This is a genomic window from Cellulophaga sp. L1A9 (assembly GCF_009797025.1).
In the GTDB taxonomy this organism is placed as follows: domain Bacteria; phylum Bacteroidota; class Bacteroidia; order Flavobacteriales; family Flavobacteriaceae; genus Cellulophaga.
This window is the reverse complement of record NZ_CP047027.1, coordinates 1,900,865-1,920,594: the sequence shown is the minus strand read 5'-3', so window position 1 is coordinate 1,920,594 and position 19,730 is coordinate 1,900,865. Positions and strand designations below refer to the sequence as shown.

Sequence of the window (19,730 nt, the reverse complement as noted above, 5' to 3'; positions counted from 1 at the left end):
CAACATTAAATACATTTAGCAACAATTTAATAGCATATTTGATGTTAATTACTGTAGCTGTGTAAGATATGGATAGGAAGTAGATAAATCCGACTAACGGTAAAAACCCCTAGAAACAAGCTACAAACCCAAATAGTAACCTAAAGTTGCAGCAACATGAACAGACCTACTACACACTCAAAAAAAGCGTTCTTTTTCTTCACATTCTTAATGTGCAGTCTAGGACTAATGGCTCAAACATTAAACAAACCTACCGCAATTGCGAATCCAAATTTTGGAAGTGGCGGCAGCCCATGGACAGCAGCATGTGCATCGGCTACTTTCAACGACTACTATGTAAATTTTACATGGAGTACTCCTAACGTATTAAGTGACAACACTTTTGTTTTGGAATTATCAGATGCAACAGGAAGTTTTTCATCTCCGACTGCATTAACAACAGTAACAGATAAAAATAGTACAATGGATTTTGACATAAAATTTTCACTTCCTATTACTACAAGAGGAGATAGTTATAAGTTAAGAGTAAAGAGTACTAGCCCTGAAATATATAGTCCAGCTACTCAGGCTTATAATATGTACTATATCGATTATAAAAATCCTATTCAAATTACTGAAAACGGAAGCGGAAGTATAGGCGATGGTACGATCTCCATTTGCGATGGAAATACTGCTGTTATTGCAGTAGATAACGTGCCAAATTCAGAAACCTATCAATACATCTGGAGAAAAAGTTCAACGATACTTTCTGAAACGGGCCCATCATTAACGGTTACCGATGCAGGATTGTATAATGTAGAAATAGATTACGGTTCTGTTTGTTCTGGTTCTGCTGGTACACTTTCAAATATAATTACGGTAGAAACTGGTGATGCATTAGGCGTTACGATCAATACTCCATCAAAAACATCTTTTTGTGAAGGCGAAACAGCCACTCCTTTAGAAGCGACAATTGCTAATTCTGATATATATTACACATGGTATAAGGATGGAACTGTAGTGCAAGCTAAAGCATTAGGAAGCTATACCTATGCTTTTGATACCAATGATTCTAATTTTGCTGGTGCTTACACCGTAAAAGTAGAAGGCGATGGCATCTGTGCTGAAACCACTCCTGCCTTAACCATATCTAAAACTGGAGCATTTACAGTAACAGAAAATACACCGTTAGAAATGGTCTTATTGCCTGGAGAATCAAAAACATTAAGCGTAACATCAACGGCAGTATCGCCAACTTACCAATGGTATAAAAATAATACAGCAATTAGTGGTGCTACAACAAATACCTTAACAATTTCAGAAGAGGCAGAATATTATGTGGCCGTTGCACAAGGTGGCGCCTGCCCATCTACATTAAATTCTAACAACATAAATGTTGTTGCTCCAAGTTCATTTGAATTAATAGCCAATTATACCACTACGTATAGTGATTGTGAAAATAGCGAAATAGTACTTGCTGTAACCACGATAAATGCCGTTGCAGCAAATGGCACTAAAACTGATGTTACCATTGATCTAGAGGCTTCTATGAGCTACCAATGGACGAAAGATGGCACAGCTATTAGCGGAGCCACTTCTTCCAGCATAAGTTTAACAGCTATTTCAGAAAATGGATCTTATCAAGTAGATGCAATAATTGATACTTTTAGTCCTAGTTCTAACAGTTTACCCGTTGTATTAAAAAGTAATGAGGTGATTACTATTGAAGCAAGCAGTTTAGTGGCTTGTAATAGTACAGATTTTATTACCATAAGTACAACTACAGATTTAACTGGGGCAACTTTTGGATGGGCTAAAGATGGAACTGTAATAGATACTTCTTCTCTAGATTTAAATACAACAGAAGCAGGTACCTACCGTTTAATGGTTACCAGAAATGGATGTGCAATACCATCAAATGAAGTAACTATTAGTCCTTTAGATGAATCGCTAGTGACTTTAGATAGTCCACTAAATATTGTATTCCCAGAAGGAGGCTCTAAGACCATAACAGCAAGCGGAGGAACTGCTTATGAATGGAGAGATAGCAATAATACAAGTATTAGCAACAGTGCTTCTATTTCCTTAATTACAGAAGGTACTTATACGCTAACAGCATACGTAGAAAACTGTGTGATCATAAAAGAAGTAAATGTTACTTACAAAGACACATTTAAAATACCGAACGTTATAACAGTAAATGGAGATGGCATCAATGACCTATGGTTAATACCAAATAGTTATTCATACCAAGCCGATGTTAATGTGATCATATACAATGATAAAGGAGAAGAAGTGTACAATGTTTATGAGTACCAAAACAACTGGCCAGAGTCTTCTAATAGCTTTACATCACAAAATATGGTCTTCTATTACAAGATTAAAAAAGGTTCCGACACAATAAAACAAGGTACCATTACCGTTATCAAGTAACCAAGTTTTACCAACAAACCATTTAACCACAACATGCTTAAAAAATATATCATATACCTGTTTCTGTTCATCGGAGCGCTTACTAAGGTAAGCGCTCAGGATGACAATCCTTTCATCACTTATGATGTGCCTTCTCAGAACCTATTGAAGTTCAACAGATTCTTGCTGAATCCTACGTTTTCAACAGTTAGAGAAGATAAATCGTATATCAATCTACTACATAGAAATCAATCGGCTACCTTTAACGATAACAACCAAACTTATTTCTTAAGTTATAGTGGTCGTATGAGTGATAGAACAGGTTTAGGTCTTAGCTTATATTCACAACAATCTGGAGCTATATCTAATTATGGTATCTTAGCAAACTATGCTTATGGAATTAAATTAAGTGACAAAAGTAACTTTACATTTGGTGCCAACTTCTCGTATTACAGAAGTGGGTATGACAGCAGCAGAGGAAATACGGTAGATCCTGATGATCCCTTATTAAGCGGGTTACAGAATAGTAATTTAATTTCTTTTCAACCTGGTTTTAACCTTTCCTATGGTAGGTTTGACTTTGGAGTATTTGCAGAAAACTTATTTGATTACAATATAAAAACGAATGAATCTGTTACAGAATTTGGAGATAAAACATATTCTGGTCACTTACAATATACCTACCCTTTTGATTCAGGAGACGGTGTATTAGAAGGTGCACGTTTAATGCCTTTATTACGTGTTAAAAAAGGTGGTGAAAAATACGAAGTAGCAGGTAAAGATTTTATCCTTGGCGGAAGTTTAATATTAGACTTACCAAAATTAGGATGGGCACAAGCCGGTTATGATAGCTATTATGGCGCAGCAGCAGGTATTGGTTTTAACCTAAACAAACGTATCTCTATTGGGTATACTATGGAGAAAGGACTATCAAATACATTCAATGATTTTGGGCTTACTCATGAAATATCATTTGCTTATTCTATTACTCCTAATCTTACAGAAGACAGAGTATTGTTAGAAGATTCTGACGAATTAGCAGATATAGAAGAATTAAAAAAAGATGTAGAATCCTTAACTTCTAGAGATGAAGAGATAGAAAAATTAAAAGCAGCATTATCAGAAAATGATGAAATTGTGGCAGAACTTATGTTTCGTCAAGATTCTATTGAAGGTAGTAGAAATAGTGATTTAGAACGTCGTTTTGATATGGTAATGCGTATGGTGCGTAAAGAAACCAATGGAGAAAACCCAGCCTTAGAAGAAAAAGCAAAGCAGCTATACCTATTAAATAATTTAAAAGAAAAAGATGCTACTCAATTGGCCTCAAATGATTCTAATATAGATCCTACTTTAGAGTCAGACATTATTGAAAAATATAATAATCCAAATGGTATAATTAATCCTTCTCAAGAAAAAGGTGAAGATGCATTAGTGCAAAACATCAAAAATTCTGTAGACACAAATAATACTGGAACCACTGGAACTTCTGGAACCACTGGAACTTCTGGAACAACAGGATCAGCGGGATCAGCGGGAACAAATGGAACCACTCGTGCAGACGGAAGCAACACAGCAGCAGATGCTACAGCTTCAAATGCTACTAGTGCAGCAAGTGGAACACTAAAAACGCCTAAGCAAACGCAAGCTACAGATGCTATTGCTAAGACAGATTATATAAAGACGCCAAAAACAAGTACAGCACAATCTGAACAAACCAAAGATGCTTTCACAGAAATTGCTAAAAAGAATAATATAAAAAGTAGAAAATTTAGAAATCTAGATGGCGTAAAAGACGGATATTATGTAGTCGCTAATGTTTATAAAAGTGAACATTACATGAACAAATTTATTGAAGACTTAAAGGCCAAAGGGATTAATGCAGACTATTTTGAAAACAAGAAAAATGGTTTAAAATATGTTTATCTAATACATGAAGATTCTTGGGACAATGCACTTAGCTCTTACAAGTATGAAAAAGAAGCAAATTATACGGGTGATTTATGGATCATGAATGTAGATAATGCTAATTATACAGACACTGCTTATGCAAACAACTCAACCAAATTAAAAGAAAAATCAGCAAAATACAATAGTGTTAATTTAAGAAAAAATATAATAGAGAAAGATAATGTTGCCGCAACTGGAAGTCCAATCTATAAAAAATATAATTTGAATGGAGTAGATGGTGGTTATTACATTATCGCCAACGTATTTGCAAGTCCTAAAAATGCAAATAATTTTGTAAAACTACTAAATTCAAAAGGTTTAAATGCGAGTTATTTCATCAATCCAGAAAACAATTACCGGTATGTATACCTTAAAAAACATGGCTCTTGGAACAATGCTTTAATGTCTTATTATTCAAAAATAAATAATGCATACGATCAAAAAATGTGGATCATGAAAGTAGGCTCAGGACTACTCACATAACACCTCAAAATAAAAAAATAAAAAGGCTTTCAGATTAATTCTGAAAGCCTTTTTTCGTGTTATAAACTTTCAAAATAACACAATTTATAAGGTCCAAACTGCCTGAAAAAATAAAATAAAAGACATGCTGTAAGAAGAGGGCCTAAAAACACGGAGACCATCGCTAAATTGCAGTACACCACATAAAAATAACAAGCCACAACAATAAATTCATCAACATATCAATTTATATCATATTTGTTATGCAGACCCACTAGTTGCGTGTAAAAACGTGATTATAAGCATATTTCAATGCATTTAAACGTGTATTGATCATTTATATACCAAACTAAATAACAAATGGAAACTTTGTTTCAAAAAAGATTATTCTACTTCATTCTATTTCTAGCTTTTTTCAGTATTTGTAATGCTGGCTATAGCCAAGTAGAAGTACCCTTTAGCCCCCGTTTACAAGATGGAGGTAATTCATACGTGAAAATAAAAGGGGATTATACCTTTTTAGCTAATAGTATTCTAAATAGAAGAGATAACTCCAACACGGCGAATGATCCATATAACGGAGGTTCAAACAATAACGGATTCCATAGAGAATATATCGATATTGATACTGATGCAAGTACATTTAGTTCTAGCAGCTCATCACTATCCTTACCAGATTGTTCAAAAATTTATTATGCTGGTTTGTATTGGTCTGCAAATTACGAACGTGAAGTCAAAAGCACAAGGTACTCATCATTACCAAATGATTCCAGAAGACTAGATTTTACAACGGTAAAATTAAAAGTACCCGGAGGTTCTTATATTGATATAGTTGCAGATACAAATGCAGATCCAGTAGGTGAAGAAGATGATGTAATTTATGACAATGTCAATTTCAATGATTCACCATATGTTTGTTACAAAAACGTAACAAATCAACTACAAGCTTTAGCAGATCCTACGGGTGAATATACCGTTGCAAACATCAGAGCAACAAGAGGTGTGAGTGTAGGAGGAGCAGGAGGTTGGACTTTAGTAATTATCTATGAAAACCCTACATTACCAGGTAGATATATATCTACTTTTGATGGGTATGCTGGCGTTCGCGGAAGTTCTACTGCAGATATAACCGTAAGCGGATTTAATACCATTCCTTCTGGAACCGTAAAAGCTAGATTAGGAGCAAGTGTTGTAGAAGGAGATAGAGGTATTACAGGAGATGCCTTTCAAATAGAAACGCCCTTAAGACCTGGATTTACAAACCTTTCAAATGCGGCTAATAGTTCTACAAATTTCTTTAATTCAAATATAACCATTGATGGCTCAAATGTTACCACAAGGAATATAGCGAGTACCAATACCTTAGGGTACGATGCTGATATATTTCAAATAAGTAATAACGGAAATACTGTAATTGCAAATGATGAAACCTCAGCAACGCTTAGATTACGAACACAAGGAGATGCCTTTGGAGCATTTCTTGTAACTTTTGGTGTAGAGATCATTGAACCAGAAATTATTCTTGAAAAAAAGGTCACTAATTTATCAGAAACTGTAGATTTAACGGGATCCGGAGTAAATTTAGGAGACAACCTTAAGTATATATTATCCTTTGAAAATATAGGGAATGATGATGCTACAAGCTATACCATTCGTGATGTTATACCTCAAAATGTAACTTTAGATGAAGCAGCTTTGTCAAACTCCGGAAACTTACCTCCAGGAGTTACTTACGTCTATGACGCTGCTACACGAACTATCGTTTTTACCATACCAAACAATTTAGTGGTAGAAGGGGCTCCCGAAGCATCTATTCGTATGCAAGTTAAAGTAGCAGAAAACTGCTTCGATTTTGTCAATGCCTGTACGAATCAGATAGAAAACGTTGCCTATTCTACCTATCAAGGTATAGACAATAATAATGTAATTAGTGATGATCCAAGTGTTACAGATTTTGATGCTTGTGGTTTTACAACACCTGGAGCTACCAACTTTTTATTAGATGATTTATCTGATTGTGACTTTTCTAGAACGGTACAACTTTGTGGCGATGACGTCTTATTAAGTGCCGGAGATAATTTTGATGATTACATTTGGTACCGAGATGTTAATGAAAATAATGTCATAGATTTAGGAGTAGATACCGTTTTAAATGATGGCAACCCAGATGGAGATTTAAGTACGTTAACCGTTACAGAACCGGGAACCTATATTGTAGATAAAATTGTTGCAGATCCTTGTAAAGGATTTCAAGAAATTATTACGGTAGAATTTTTTGGAACAACGCAAACAAATCCAATCATTGACTTTTTTAATGATAGAAATAGTGATGCAGATATCACAAATGATATTCAAGGAGAAATATTAAGATGTTCTATTGATGGTGAATATTTAGCCAATATTTTCTTATGTGGCTCTACAGATACGGAGCTCATACAAGTCAACATTCCAGATGCTGTAAGTTTAGAATGGCAGGAACTAAATTCTAGTTGTACTTCTTCAGATCCTTCGTGCCCAAATAAAGGAAATAGCTGTTATTCTACGGTTGCAACAGGAAATGCATTTACCTTAACAGATACCGGAGATTATAGATTAGTAATCAACTATTTAAATGGATGTTCTAGTCGCTATTATTTTAGTGCCTTTAAGAATGATTTACCAGTAACCACAACTTCAACCGATATTTTTTGTGATACGGACGGAAATATTACGGTGACTAACTTAGGTTCAGGATATGGTTTTGAATTAATCAATTTAGATACCAATAGTATACAAGTACCTTTTAGTGCTAATAATGGCAATAGCTTTGATATTGATGTAGCTGGTAATTATAGAGTGGACATCCGTCAATTAGATGCTTCAGGAAATCCAATTGCAAATTCTTGTGAGTTTCAATCGCAAGAAATAGGAATTAGAGACCGGGACTTTACAGTTAATTTATCTACTACACCAGAAAACTGTTATGTCTTAGGAACGATAACAATTCAAACCTTAAATGTAAGAGCTAATTATAGCTATGACTTAAGGTTTAATGATGGAACTACGCATCCTTATGGAACAGGAACACGTGTAAATCTTGTTACTGCACAGACCACCAATAATTACACCTTTAACAATTTAAATCCTGATGATTATACCGTAATTGTTACTACCCAAGATGGGTGTACTGACACTCAAAATATTACGGTTACAGCGGTAGAAGATATTGCATTAGCTGCAGTAACAACACAAAATATAGGCTGTACCCCAGGAACTGTTCAACTTACGGCAACTGGTGGTTTCATAGATCCCGAATATACCTATGCGATATGGAGTAAAGATGGCACTGAACTTTATACGGACATTAGTGATATTCCTGCGAGTAATTTTCAAACAACAGATATTTTTGAATTTGGATATACCACAACAGGTGGTCCTACCGAAACTGACACAGATGCACCATATGTATATACCAAAGTTCCCAATGAAGATGGTGTGTATACATTCGTTGTTGTAGATGCAAATGGGTGTTATATAGAATCCAATAGCGTAACAGTAGAGGATCTTGGTAGCATGACAATTAGCATTACAGATGATTCTCCAGTAACCTGTAGCGGAAACAATGATGCGAGTATTACCATAAACACCACCAATGGCGTTGGTCCATTTGAATATAGTATTGATGGTGGAACATCAACTCAAGATACTCCAAACTTTGTTGGTTTAGGAGCGGGTACTTATGATGTTGTTGTTACAGATAGTTCTGGTTGTTATATAACTGAAACACATATTATAACAGAAACTGCAACCTTATCGGCTTCTGCAGGTGTTTCTAGAGACGTTACCTGTGATCCTGCAGGTGCAGAAGTACGTATTACCAATGTTGTTGGTGGTCAAGCGCCATACACCTATAGTTTTAATGGTGGAACAACTTTTGGAACGGCAAGTACTGCTATACTTCCGCCAGGAAACTATAATACCGTAGTGGTAAAAGATGCTCTTGGGTGCGAATTTGCAATGGATGTTTACGTAGAAGATTATCCTGTAGAACCTGTAATAACTCCAGTCGTAGATTACAATTGCGATGGTTCAGGAAACATAACTGTAAACTCAGATATTAGTACTTATAATTATACGTATGCTATAGATGGTGTGTTAAATACTCCAGATGCTGACTTAAATATTTTCTCAGATATAGCTGCAGGTACCTATACAATTACTACAAATTACACCTCTCAAACACCTCCAACACCAAGTTTATTATTGGTAGAAAATTTTGGCTCTGGTTCCACTACTTCTAGCACAAATACTGTTGGATATACGTATGAAGATCAAACTGGAAATGCACCAGGAGATAGTAATAGTAATATTAATGACTATGAATATACAGTAACAAGTCAGCTTGTTGCTCCTTACAGTTCATGGATTAACCCAATAGACCATACTACCGGTACCAGAACAGGTAATGGCCGTTATTTAGTTATTAATGTTGGTACACCAGCTACAGGACAAGTAATTTACACAAAAACCATAAATGATATTATCCCAAACCAACCTTTAAGAGTTTCGTTATGGATTCTAAACCTCTTGAAAAGTACTAGTTCTGGATTGGATCCTAACTTAATAATTGAAGTACAAGAAACGGGTACTGGAACTCCTGTCCAAACCATATATACCGGAGATATCGCTAAAAATACCGGCGCGAGTGATTGGACTGAATTTTCAGTAGATCTAAACCCAGGTAGTAATGCCACATTAGAATTTGTTATAAGAACAGATAAAGTGGGTAATAATGGTAATGATTTAGCTATTGATGATATAGAAATTTTTCAAATACCAGAGGTATGTGAATTGTTTGTAGAAAACTTAGTAACTGTTGAGGATGATAAAGCTTTTGAAGCAAATTACCTATCTTCTACCAACGTAACTTGTTTTGGAGATACCAATGGTACCATCACTTTTGAAGTAGTAAACTTTGATCCTACTACTGGATTTGAGTATACTACAGATGGTGTAAATTATACTACATCTTTAGTTTCTCCAGTAACCACACCACAAGTATTGGGTGCTGGTGTAGCCACTATTGATATTAGAAAAGTAGATGATGTTACTTGTGTTCAACAAATAACTAGAACAATTACGCAACCAACCGCTGTGAATACCACAGCTGTAGTGTCAAATCCTTTTACCTGCTTAAATACAGGAGCTACCATTTCTGCAAATGCAACTGGAGGTACTCCAACTTATGTATATCAATTAGAAGATACCGCAGGAACAATTATAGGAACCTATGATTATGCGACCAACGGTGCTAATAAAATATTTACAAATGTTACCGCTGGTGATTATATCGTTAGAGCAAGAGACAATAGTGGTTGTGAAGATCCTATAAATACTGCTATTACGATTACAGCTCCAACAGCATTAACATTTACAGCAGCTCCTTCTGTTTGTTATTCTGGAGCTAGTGACGGAACTATTACCGTAAATGCTTCCGGAGGTAATGGCGGTTTATTATTTAGTATTGACAACGGCCCGTTTGTAGCACCAACACCTACCACAGCCAGTTCATATGTATTTAACAACTTAGCTTCAGGAACGTATATCATCAATGTAAAAGATGAATTAGGGTGTACAACAACTCCTCAAAATATTACTATTGCCCCAGAATTAAGTGTTACAGCTTCGGCTAGTGCTATTACTACGTGTGCTTCAAGTACGGATGTTACTATTACCGCTACGGGTGGTGATGCTAATTATGTCTATGCTATTGTAGCAGATGGGGTAACTCCTGTAGCTGGTGATTTTGCTATAACTAATCCTATCGCTATTGCTGCAGCAGGTGATTATGATGTATATGTACGTGATCATGCAGGGGCAACGGGATTCTGTTTCGATATGTTTGATATTACCATCATCAAAAATGCACCTATTGCCATCACAGAAACACTAACAGATGTTACTTGTTTTGGTGGGAGTGATGGTGCTATTGCTTTAGCAGTAACTGGTGGGAATGCACCGTATCGTTATAGTATTGATAATGGAACTACTTATCAAACAATATCTTCAAACTTTCCAAATTTAGTAGCTGGAACCTATCAAGTGTTAGTTCAAGATGCCGATTTATGTACACAACCCTTAAGTGTTGTAATAAACGAACCTAATGCAATTACTGCAGAAGCCGTTCAAACAAAAGACTATACCTGTTTACCTGTCGGTGAAGCAGAAATAACAGTAGGAAGCATAACCCCAACTACTGGTGGTTCTGGTGATTACCAATACAGTATTAATGGAGGAACTTGGACTGCTTCAACTACCGGTGGAACTGTATTTACAGGATTAACCGATGGAACTTATACCATTCGTGCAAGAGATGCAGCTGCAACTACCTGTGTTGTTACTTTAAGTGATGTTATTATTGATCCATTACCCATTGCACCAACATTAACAAGTAGTGTGTCTTACAATTGTGAGGGAACAGGAAATATAACCATCGCTCCTTTTGATGCTTCTTATACCTATTCAATTGATGGAGCAACACCACAAACAGGAGCTACAGCAAATGTATTTAATACTATTGCAGCAGGAAACCATACCATTGAAGTAAACTACGGAAACGAGTGTACCACACAAATTATAGTGAATGTAGCTAGCGGTAGAGCTTTTACAGCTTCTATTTCTACACCAATAAATATCACTTGTTTTGGAGAAAGCAATGGAGGGTTTACCATTAATGCTTCTAATTTTGGAACAGCAGGTTTTGAATATTCTTTAGACGGTACCAATTTTGTAGGTCCGTTTACAAACGCTGAAACCGTTACCGGTTTAACTGCTCAAAACTATTCAATTACCGTTAGAGATTTTAATAGTCCAACAACATGTACTATTCCTTTAACACAAAATCTTACACAGCCTAATGCGATTACAGCAACTGCTAGTATAACAACACCTTTTACTTGTGCTAATACGGGTGCAACAATTACAGCAGTAGCGAATGGAGGTACGCCAACATATACCTATCAACTAGAAAGAAATACAGGTACTATAATTAGAGTATACCAACCTACAGCTACATTTAATAATGTACCGGCAAATGCTAGTGGTGAAAATTATGTGGTACGTATCTTAGATAGTAGAAACTGTACCAATGTAACCTTACCAGCAGTAACCGTAGAGGCTCCAGAAGTACCTACGTTTACCGCAACTCCTACAGCTTGTTATTCAGGAGCTAATGACGGTACCATACAAGTAGATATCACCTCTATACCTGGGAATGAAAATTTCCAATTTAGTATCAATGGTGGCACATGGATTACTCCTTCTCCAGTGAGTGCAACAACTTATACCTTTACAGGTCTAGCGAACGGATCATATACCATTGATGTAAAAGATGGTTATGGTTGTGATGCCCTACAAGAAACAGTGGTATTGAGTCCACAATTAGTAGTAACCACCACTGTTTTAGATGTTAGTTCATGTAATGATGGTAGTATTACCGTAAATGCTACGGGTGGTAATGGAACATTAGTATACGCTATCGTTCCTGCCAATACAGATCCTACTGGATTATATACCACAACAAATAACTTAACGGTAACCAATGCTATGGCAACGGCTAATCCTGCTGGTTATGATGTGTATGTGCTTGATAATAATGGTGTGAGTTCTTTATGCTCGTATACCGAAGAAGATATCATCGTCAATACGGCAGCCACATTAACTATTTCTGGAACGCCAACCGATCCTGAATGTTATGATGGACTAGGGTCTATTGATGCTCTTGCTGCTGGTGGAAACATGCCATATACCTATGCCTTAACAGATTTATCTCCGGCAGATGGTATTGATTACAGTGTAAGTTATTCGAACATCAACTCAACAACAAATGCTTTTAATGGAATTGGTGTTGGTGATTATGAAATCACGATTACAGATGTTAATGGATGTGCTGTTACCTCAACTACAATAACCATCAACAATGCAGTTGAAATTACGGCTGATATTGCGCCTATATTACCAGCAGATTGTGTGGGTTCTTCGGCAAACGATTATGGTTTTGAATTTCAGAACTTAATTACACCTACAGCCACACTGGTTGAATATAGTTTTGATAATGGAAGTACATGGAATACAGATGGCGTTGAACAAAGAAATTTAGCTTCAGGAACAACCGTATACCCATCCATAAGAGTAACCTTGGCTAGTGGAACAGTATGTCAAAAAGATTTCCCAAGATATATCATTCCGTATCCGTTAGATGATTTAGATATTAGTCTTAGCGCCATTGTAGTAGATTGTAATGATTTGCAAGTTACTGTTCAAGGTACTGCAGGATCTGCTCCTTATGAGTATGCATATTCTGATGATCCATCAACTTTTAATCCTGGAACAGCAACATGGATTCCAGGTGGTACTGAAGACAAATCATCAGGATCTACAGTAACCGTACCTGCAGGCCATGGAAACTATACTTGGCTAGGATTAACGCCAGGTAGAACGTATGTATTCTATGTACGAGATGCAACTGGTTGTGTACGTCAAAGTCTTCAAAATGTAAACGATTTAGTGACACCATTGCCAATTGATATTTCTACTGCTTTTTCTCCAACTTGTTTTGGAGCATCAACTGGTGAAATTACGTATACCTTAAATCCTATTACAGCTAACACGCATATGCGTTGGGAATTCTATGAATTAGGAAACCCAACTCCGATTGAAGTAAGTGGTGGTGGCACGGTAGCTGCTAATATTATCTATAATAATACCATAACCCTAAGTAATCTTCCACAAGGAGAATATTATATAGAGGTGCAACAATCTGATGGAACTACAGATTCTTGTAGAGGTGGTAGTGAAAATGTTTTAATAGATCAACTTAGAGAATTAACAGCAACCGCTGCACCAACAAGAGATATCTCATGTAATTTACCTGGTTTAATTACGGTAAGTGCAATTACTGGTGGCGGTGGAGCTCCGTATACGTATGATGTCACTGGTCCTGGTGGATTTACAGCAGTAACTGGCTTAACAAGTAATCCAATACAAATACCTGTAAATTCTCCTGCTGGAGACTATACCGTAACCTTAAATGATCAGTATGGATGTCCGGTAACCCTAGCTCCTGTTACCCTAGGATTATCTCCTAATCCAACAATTGCAGTAACCCAAGATAATTGTGCTGCCCCAATAAGCCTTACAGCTACAGGGACTTCTGCTGCTGGAAATTTACGTTATGCTATTGTTGCTTCAGGTGATCCTATGCCAACAAACTATTTAGATAATAATGGTTTATTTACCAATGTTACTTCTGGAACCTATGATGTTTATGTAATTGATGGTAATGGTTGTACCGCAGTAGAGCCAGCCTATATTGTAAACCCTGTGCTATCAGCGAAAGCAGAATTGACCAAATTATTAGATTGTACCGGTACGCCTGATGCAACTATTACGATAGAAGCCCTAACAGGTTCAGGAAATTATGACTATTCCATTTCAGGTGCAGCAACAGTTACGCAAACCACTTTAACCAGTCCGTTTGTTTACGATGCTTCTGTAGCTGGTGATTATGTAATTACTATTTATGATACGGCAACGCCTAATAGTGCGAGTTGTAATAGAGTATTTACAGTAAACGTTCCTGTTAGAGTGGAGCCTGTAATCAGTGCAACAGCTGCTACGCCAATAACGTGTATTGGTGATAATGATGGTACTATAACCATTACCGCAGTAGATAATGGAACAGGGCCTTATACTTTTGAAATTAGCTCTTTAGATGGTGTTGCAACGAGTATAACACCAACAAGCTTTACGAATACCACAGCAGAATTTACAGGACTTGTGCCAACAACAACTGCAGATGGGTACGTGGTAACCGTTACAGGTAATGCCACGACTAACGCTTGTACAACGGATAGCGCTGCCATATTAATTGCAGAACCTGCAGCCGTGGTCATAACTATTGATCCATTGGTAGATGTAGTACAGTTTACCTGTACACCAAGTACAAATACGGAGAACAATGCAAGTATTACTGTAAATTCGGTAACTGGTGGTTCTAACAATTTTATACGCTACGTATTTGTAAATAATGCCACTCCTAGTACTCCAGTTCAAGACGGTAGTAATGCATCTTATGTTGAAACCAACAGAGCAGGAGGTACCTATACCATTTCTGTTTATGATGATAACGGATGTATTGGAACAGCCACAGCAACTATTGATGCTTTTGATGAGTTATTAACTGCTGATGCTATTATTTCTAGCGCTATTACGTGTAGTCCTGGAAATGATGGAGAAGTAACTATTAATGTTACCTCAACCACCAATGACGTTTCTAAATTTGAATATAGTATAGACAATGGTGCCACATGGCAAACGAGTCTTTCTCATACCAATCCAGAAATATTTACTGGATTAGGAGTGGGTACGCATAACTTCTTAGTAAGACATACGGATACCGATTGTGAATTATTCACATCAATAAATATAACAGATCCAAATACATTTACCATAGCTACTCCAGTAACTACAGATGTCGTATGTATAGGAACTGCTACCGGAACAGCTACGTTTACAGTCGCTGATGTCACGTATACAGGTACTTATTCTTGGGAAGTATTTGATGATAATGATACCCCTACCAACTATTTAGATGATACCTCTGTGCAAACAGGTACTTCTGCAGATTTCACAGCAACAGCTTTACTTGCTGGTGGATACTATGTAACTTTCTCTCAAGATGGCGTGCCTACTTGTGATAATAGAGAGCCATTCAGTATTGCAGAACCTACAAATGCTTTAGCAGCAGGTACACCAACAGCATCACCTATTACCTGTGTTCCAGGTAGTGATGGTAGTATTGAAATAATAAATGTTACCGGTGGATGGGGTGGCTATGCGTACTATGTAAGTACTACAGCTAATCCAGATCCAACAGATGCAAGCAACTATGTGGCTACTCCTAAGTTTGAAAACTTAGCAGCAGGTACTTATGAAATTTGGGTGATTGATAGTCGTGGTTGTTCTTTACAATTAGCAGACATCACTTTAAGTGTACCAACTGCGATTACGGCAGACCTTCAATTAAACAATGAAAACTGTTCTAATTTTGAAGGAGAAGTACAGGTAATTAACCAAGCAGGTGGTCAAGGAGCTAACTATAGCTACCAATTACAACGTTTTGATGGTACTGCTTATGTAAACGTAAGACCAATACAAACCACAGCTACCTTTAGCAACTTAGGAGCTGGAGAATATCAAGTAATCGTTAGTGATCAATGGGGTTGTTTTGCTCCAACTGCAAATGCTATTACCTTATACGAAGAAATGGTGCCTTTAGCTACTATTGTTAAAGCTATCGATTGTACGGTAGATCCTGGTGGACAAATTACCATATCGCAAACTGGAGGTTCTGGTATTTATAATTACACAGGTACTGATCCACTTGGAGCAGCTTTAACTCCAAATACGGATGGAATATTTACAGGATTAACACTAGATGGTGAATATAACTTTACTATTACAGACGGAACATGTACAGTAAACATCAAGCAAACATTAACGCCTGCTGTGTTACCTGCAACACCAACTATAGATGCCTTTACCAATGTAACGTGCTTCAATGCAGCAGATGGAACCATCTCTGTAAGTATCTTGGCAAATGGTTTTGATCCGTACATTTTCCAAATTACAAGTATGGATGGTACAGTAGCAACTATAAACCCAACAAGCACAACCAATACTAGTGCTGTATTTACAGGGTTAGCGAATACTATAGGAGCAGGATATGAAATTACTGTAACAGGAACTAATAGTTGTACGACAACAATTACACAAACCATAGCACAACCTGCGGCTGCATTAACTGCTGGAACGCCAACAGTATCTCAGTTTGATTGTACTACTGGAAACACAACGAACTATGCAACTATAGATCTTGCGGGATTAGTAACCGGTGGATCTGGAAACTATGTACGTTACGTATTTGTAAATGATGCTACTCCTGGTACACCAGTACAAGATGGCAGCAATGCAGAATACACAGAAACGAACTTAGCGGGTGGTAATTATACCATTACGGTGTATGATGATATGGGTTGTTCAGATATAACCACAGCAACGATCACTCCTTTTGTAGGGATTAGTGCTCCTACAGTAGTTATAGATAATACCGTAACCTGTAATGGTGACGATGAAACTATTACCGTGGGTGTTACCATTACCCCAGCAACTGCATTACCTAATTTAACCTATGTAGTTTCTAGTGCTACCGAACCTACTCAAACTGTAAATTCTACAAACAGTTCAGAACAGTTTACCGGATTAGGGATAGGAAACTATACCATTACAATTACCAATAATGATACAGGGTGTTTTGTAAGCACTACGCATAGTATTAAAGACCCTAAAGTTATAGAAGTAACTGCAGTAAAAGTTACCGATGAAACCTGTATCAATGATGGCGTAAATGGTGGTAGCTTTAACGTTACTATAGCCAACTATACAGGAGGCTATGACTACCAAGTATTCTTAAGTAATGGAACTCCTTATTCTGGAATTTTATCAGGAAATACAGGTACAGCACTTGTTATTGATGATTTACCAGGTGGTAGTTACTATGTACAGATTATAGAAACAGATGCTACAAGTACGTTCTGTGCTGATAATTCTAATGCAATAACTATTAATGCTCCGGAATTTCCTATTACGGCAATAGTTAGTGAACAGTCTAATGTAACTTGTGATGGCAATAGAGGAAGTATTTTAGTAGATCCTTCTGGAGGAAAAGGACCGTATACAATCACAATAGCTTCTGCTACACAAACATTCACACAAACAGATGTACAAGCTTATATTTTCACAGGCTTATCTGCTGGTAATTTTGCAATTACTATTACCGATGCCCTTGGTTGTGTGAATGATACCTATTCTCAAACACTAGTACAACCAGCACCTATAGTAGCAGCTATTTCTGCTGATATAGCTTTAGAGTGTTATGGTGATGATACTGGTTTTGTAACTGCAACAGTTACTTCTGGCGGACTTGGAACTTTACAATATAGATTAAATACATACGATTCTACAGGAACCGTAATTGTAACCACCTCAGCAGCGCAAACTTCAAATACATTCTCAGGTTTATTCTCTGGATTATATAGTATATCAATAGCTGATGATGTAAGATGCTCTACAGAAACACCTATTGCAACAATTACAGATCCAATAGATATTTTTGGTTCATTGACTATGACACAATCTATAACCTGTGTTAATGATTTAGAATTATTATTAACAGCAAATGGAGGAACCGCACCTTACAGTTTTAGTACAGACGGTACTACGTTTACCGCCTTTAATAATGGTAATGAACATATTTTTAATGCCCTACCTTCTGGTAACGCAGGAGCAGGAACGTATAGATATTATGTACAAGATTCATTTAATTGTACCTCTACACTTTCTAATGAAATACAAGCAGATGCTGTAGCACCAATTACTATCGCTGTAGATGAAACTGCTGCAACAATTAGTTGTAATGGTGATAGTTCTGCACAGTTAATTGCTAGAGCAAGTGGTGGACTAGGAAATTATTTCTATGAATTATTAGATAGTCCAGCAAGCACAACACCGCTACAAGGACCTAATACTACTGGAATCTTTAGAAACTTAGAAGCTGGTAATTACTACATAAAAGTAACTAGTGAAGATTGTGAAGAAACAACAACCGTAATTACTATAGCAGAACCAACGCCTTTAATATATACAGATGATTATACTGCGGTAATTTGTGCTGGTGATACGAACGGATATATTAATGTTTCCTTATCGGGTGGATCTGGTGATTATATCTATGCTATTTCTCCAAATTTAGCACAGTTTGATACCATCAATTCATTCACAGATTTAGCGCCAGGTACATATACCGTAATTGCGCAAGACAAAAATGGTTGTTTTGTACAAACAGAGTATACTATTACTGCGGCAACACCGATAGTGATAGATGCGACCCCTACAGGAGAAACTTGTTTAGGTAGTGATGACGGTACCATAGAGTTAATTATTTCTGGTGGTACTGCTCCGTATAGTACACGATTAGAAAATACAAGTTATGTTGCAGATATGATTCGTTATACTGATTTAGCTTCTGGCGTACATACCGTATATGTAGTAGATGATTTAGGATGTGAAACAACTATTGAGGTTACTATTACTGAAGGTGTAAACCTAAAAGCAAGCGTGGTGCCGGTTTATGAATGTACTGGAGATACACCAAATAATTATTTGGCAGTGACCCATGAAGATACGAGTGTAGAAGGTTTAGCCTTATATCAATTAGATGATGAAAATTCTGCTGATGTACGTTTAGAACCTAATTTCACGAATATTGCTCCTGGAACACATACCCTGATTATCTCTTTAAATGGTTGTTTAGAAATAATACCATTTACCATAGAAGATTTTGATCCATTAGTGTTGAGCTTAGAAAACAATAATATCAATGAAATTACAGCAATTGCTGCTGGTGGAGATGGCAATTATACTTTCTATTTTGGTGATAAAAACAATGAAGAAGACAATACAATGTACATCAACGAATCAGGTACATACACTGTAACTGTTGTAGATGGTAATGGTTGTGAGGCAATTGCAAGTATTGAAATGGAATTCATAGATATTGAAGTTCCAAACTTCTTTACACCAAATAATGATTCACAAAATGATACCTGGATTCCTGAAAATTTAGAAGGCTTCCCAAATATACTAATGATCATTTTTGACCGTTATGGTAGAGAGGTTTATAGACTGGGTGCAAACGACCCAGGATGGGATGGCCTTTACCAAAACACTGAGCTCCCAACAGGTGATTATTGGTACATAATAAAATTACAAGGTGAAAACGATGAAAGAGAATTTGTCGGACATTTTACACTGTATAGATAAAAAATTAA

The 19,730-nt window shown here is 36.6% G+C and carries 3 protein-coding genes; all 3 read left to right on the top strand.

Going from position 1 to position 19,730, the window contains the following annotated elements; genetic code table 11:
• Positions 1–228: 228 nt before the first annotated feature.
• Entirely contained in the window at positions 229–2,412 is a 2,184-nt protein-coding gene (locus GQR94_RS08240) for a gliding motility-associated C-terminal domain-containing protein (protein ID WP_233268660.1), read from the top strand.
• A gap of 33 nt (positions 2,413–2,445) precedes the next feature.
• A complete protein-coding gene (locus GQR94_RS08235) occupies positions 2,446–4,824 on the top strand; it encodes a type IX secretion system membrane protein PorP/SprF (protein ID WP_158975038.1) in 2,379 nt (792 codons plus the stop codon).
• Positions 4,825–5,163: 339 nt separating this feature from the next.
• Positions 5,164–19,722, top strand: coding sequence for a T9SS type B sorting domain-containing protein (locus GQR94_RS08230; RefSeq protein ID WP_158975037.1), 14,559 nt, complete (start codon positions 5,164–5,166; stop codon positions 19,720–19,722).
• Positions 19,723–19,730: the final 8 nt, after the last annotated feature.

Bases quoted from the DNA above. Each gene is read 5' to 3' on its own strand.
- GQR94_RS08240 (WP_233268660.1), top strand. From the start codon at position 229: ATGGCTCAAACATTAAACAAACCTACCGCAATTGCGAATCCAAATTTT.
- GQR94_RS08230 (WP_158975037.1), top strand. From the start codon at position 5,164: ATGGAAACTTTGTTTCAAAAAAGATTATTCTACTTCATTCTATTTCTA.
- GQR94_RS08235 (WP_158975038.1), top strand. From the start codon at position 2,446: ATGCTTAAAAAATATATCATATACCTGTTTCTGTTCATCGGAGCGCTT.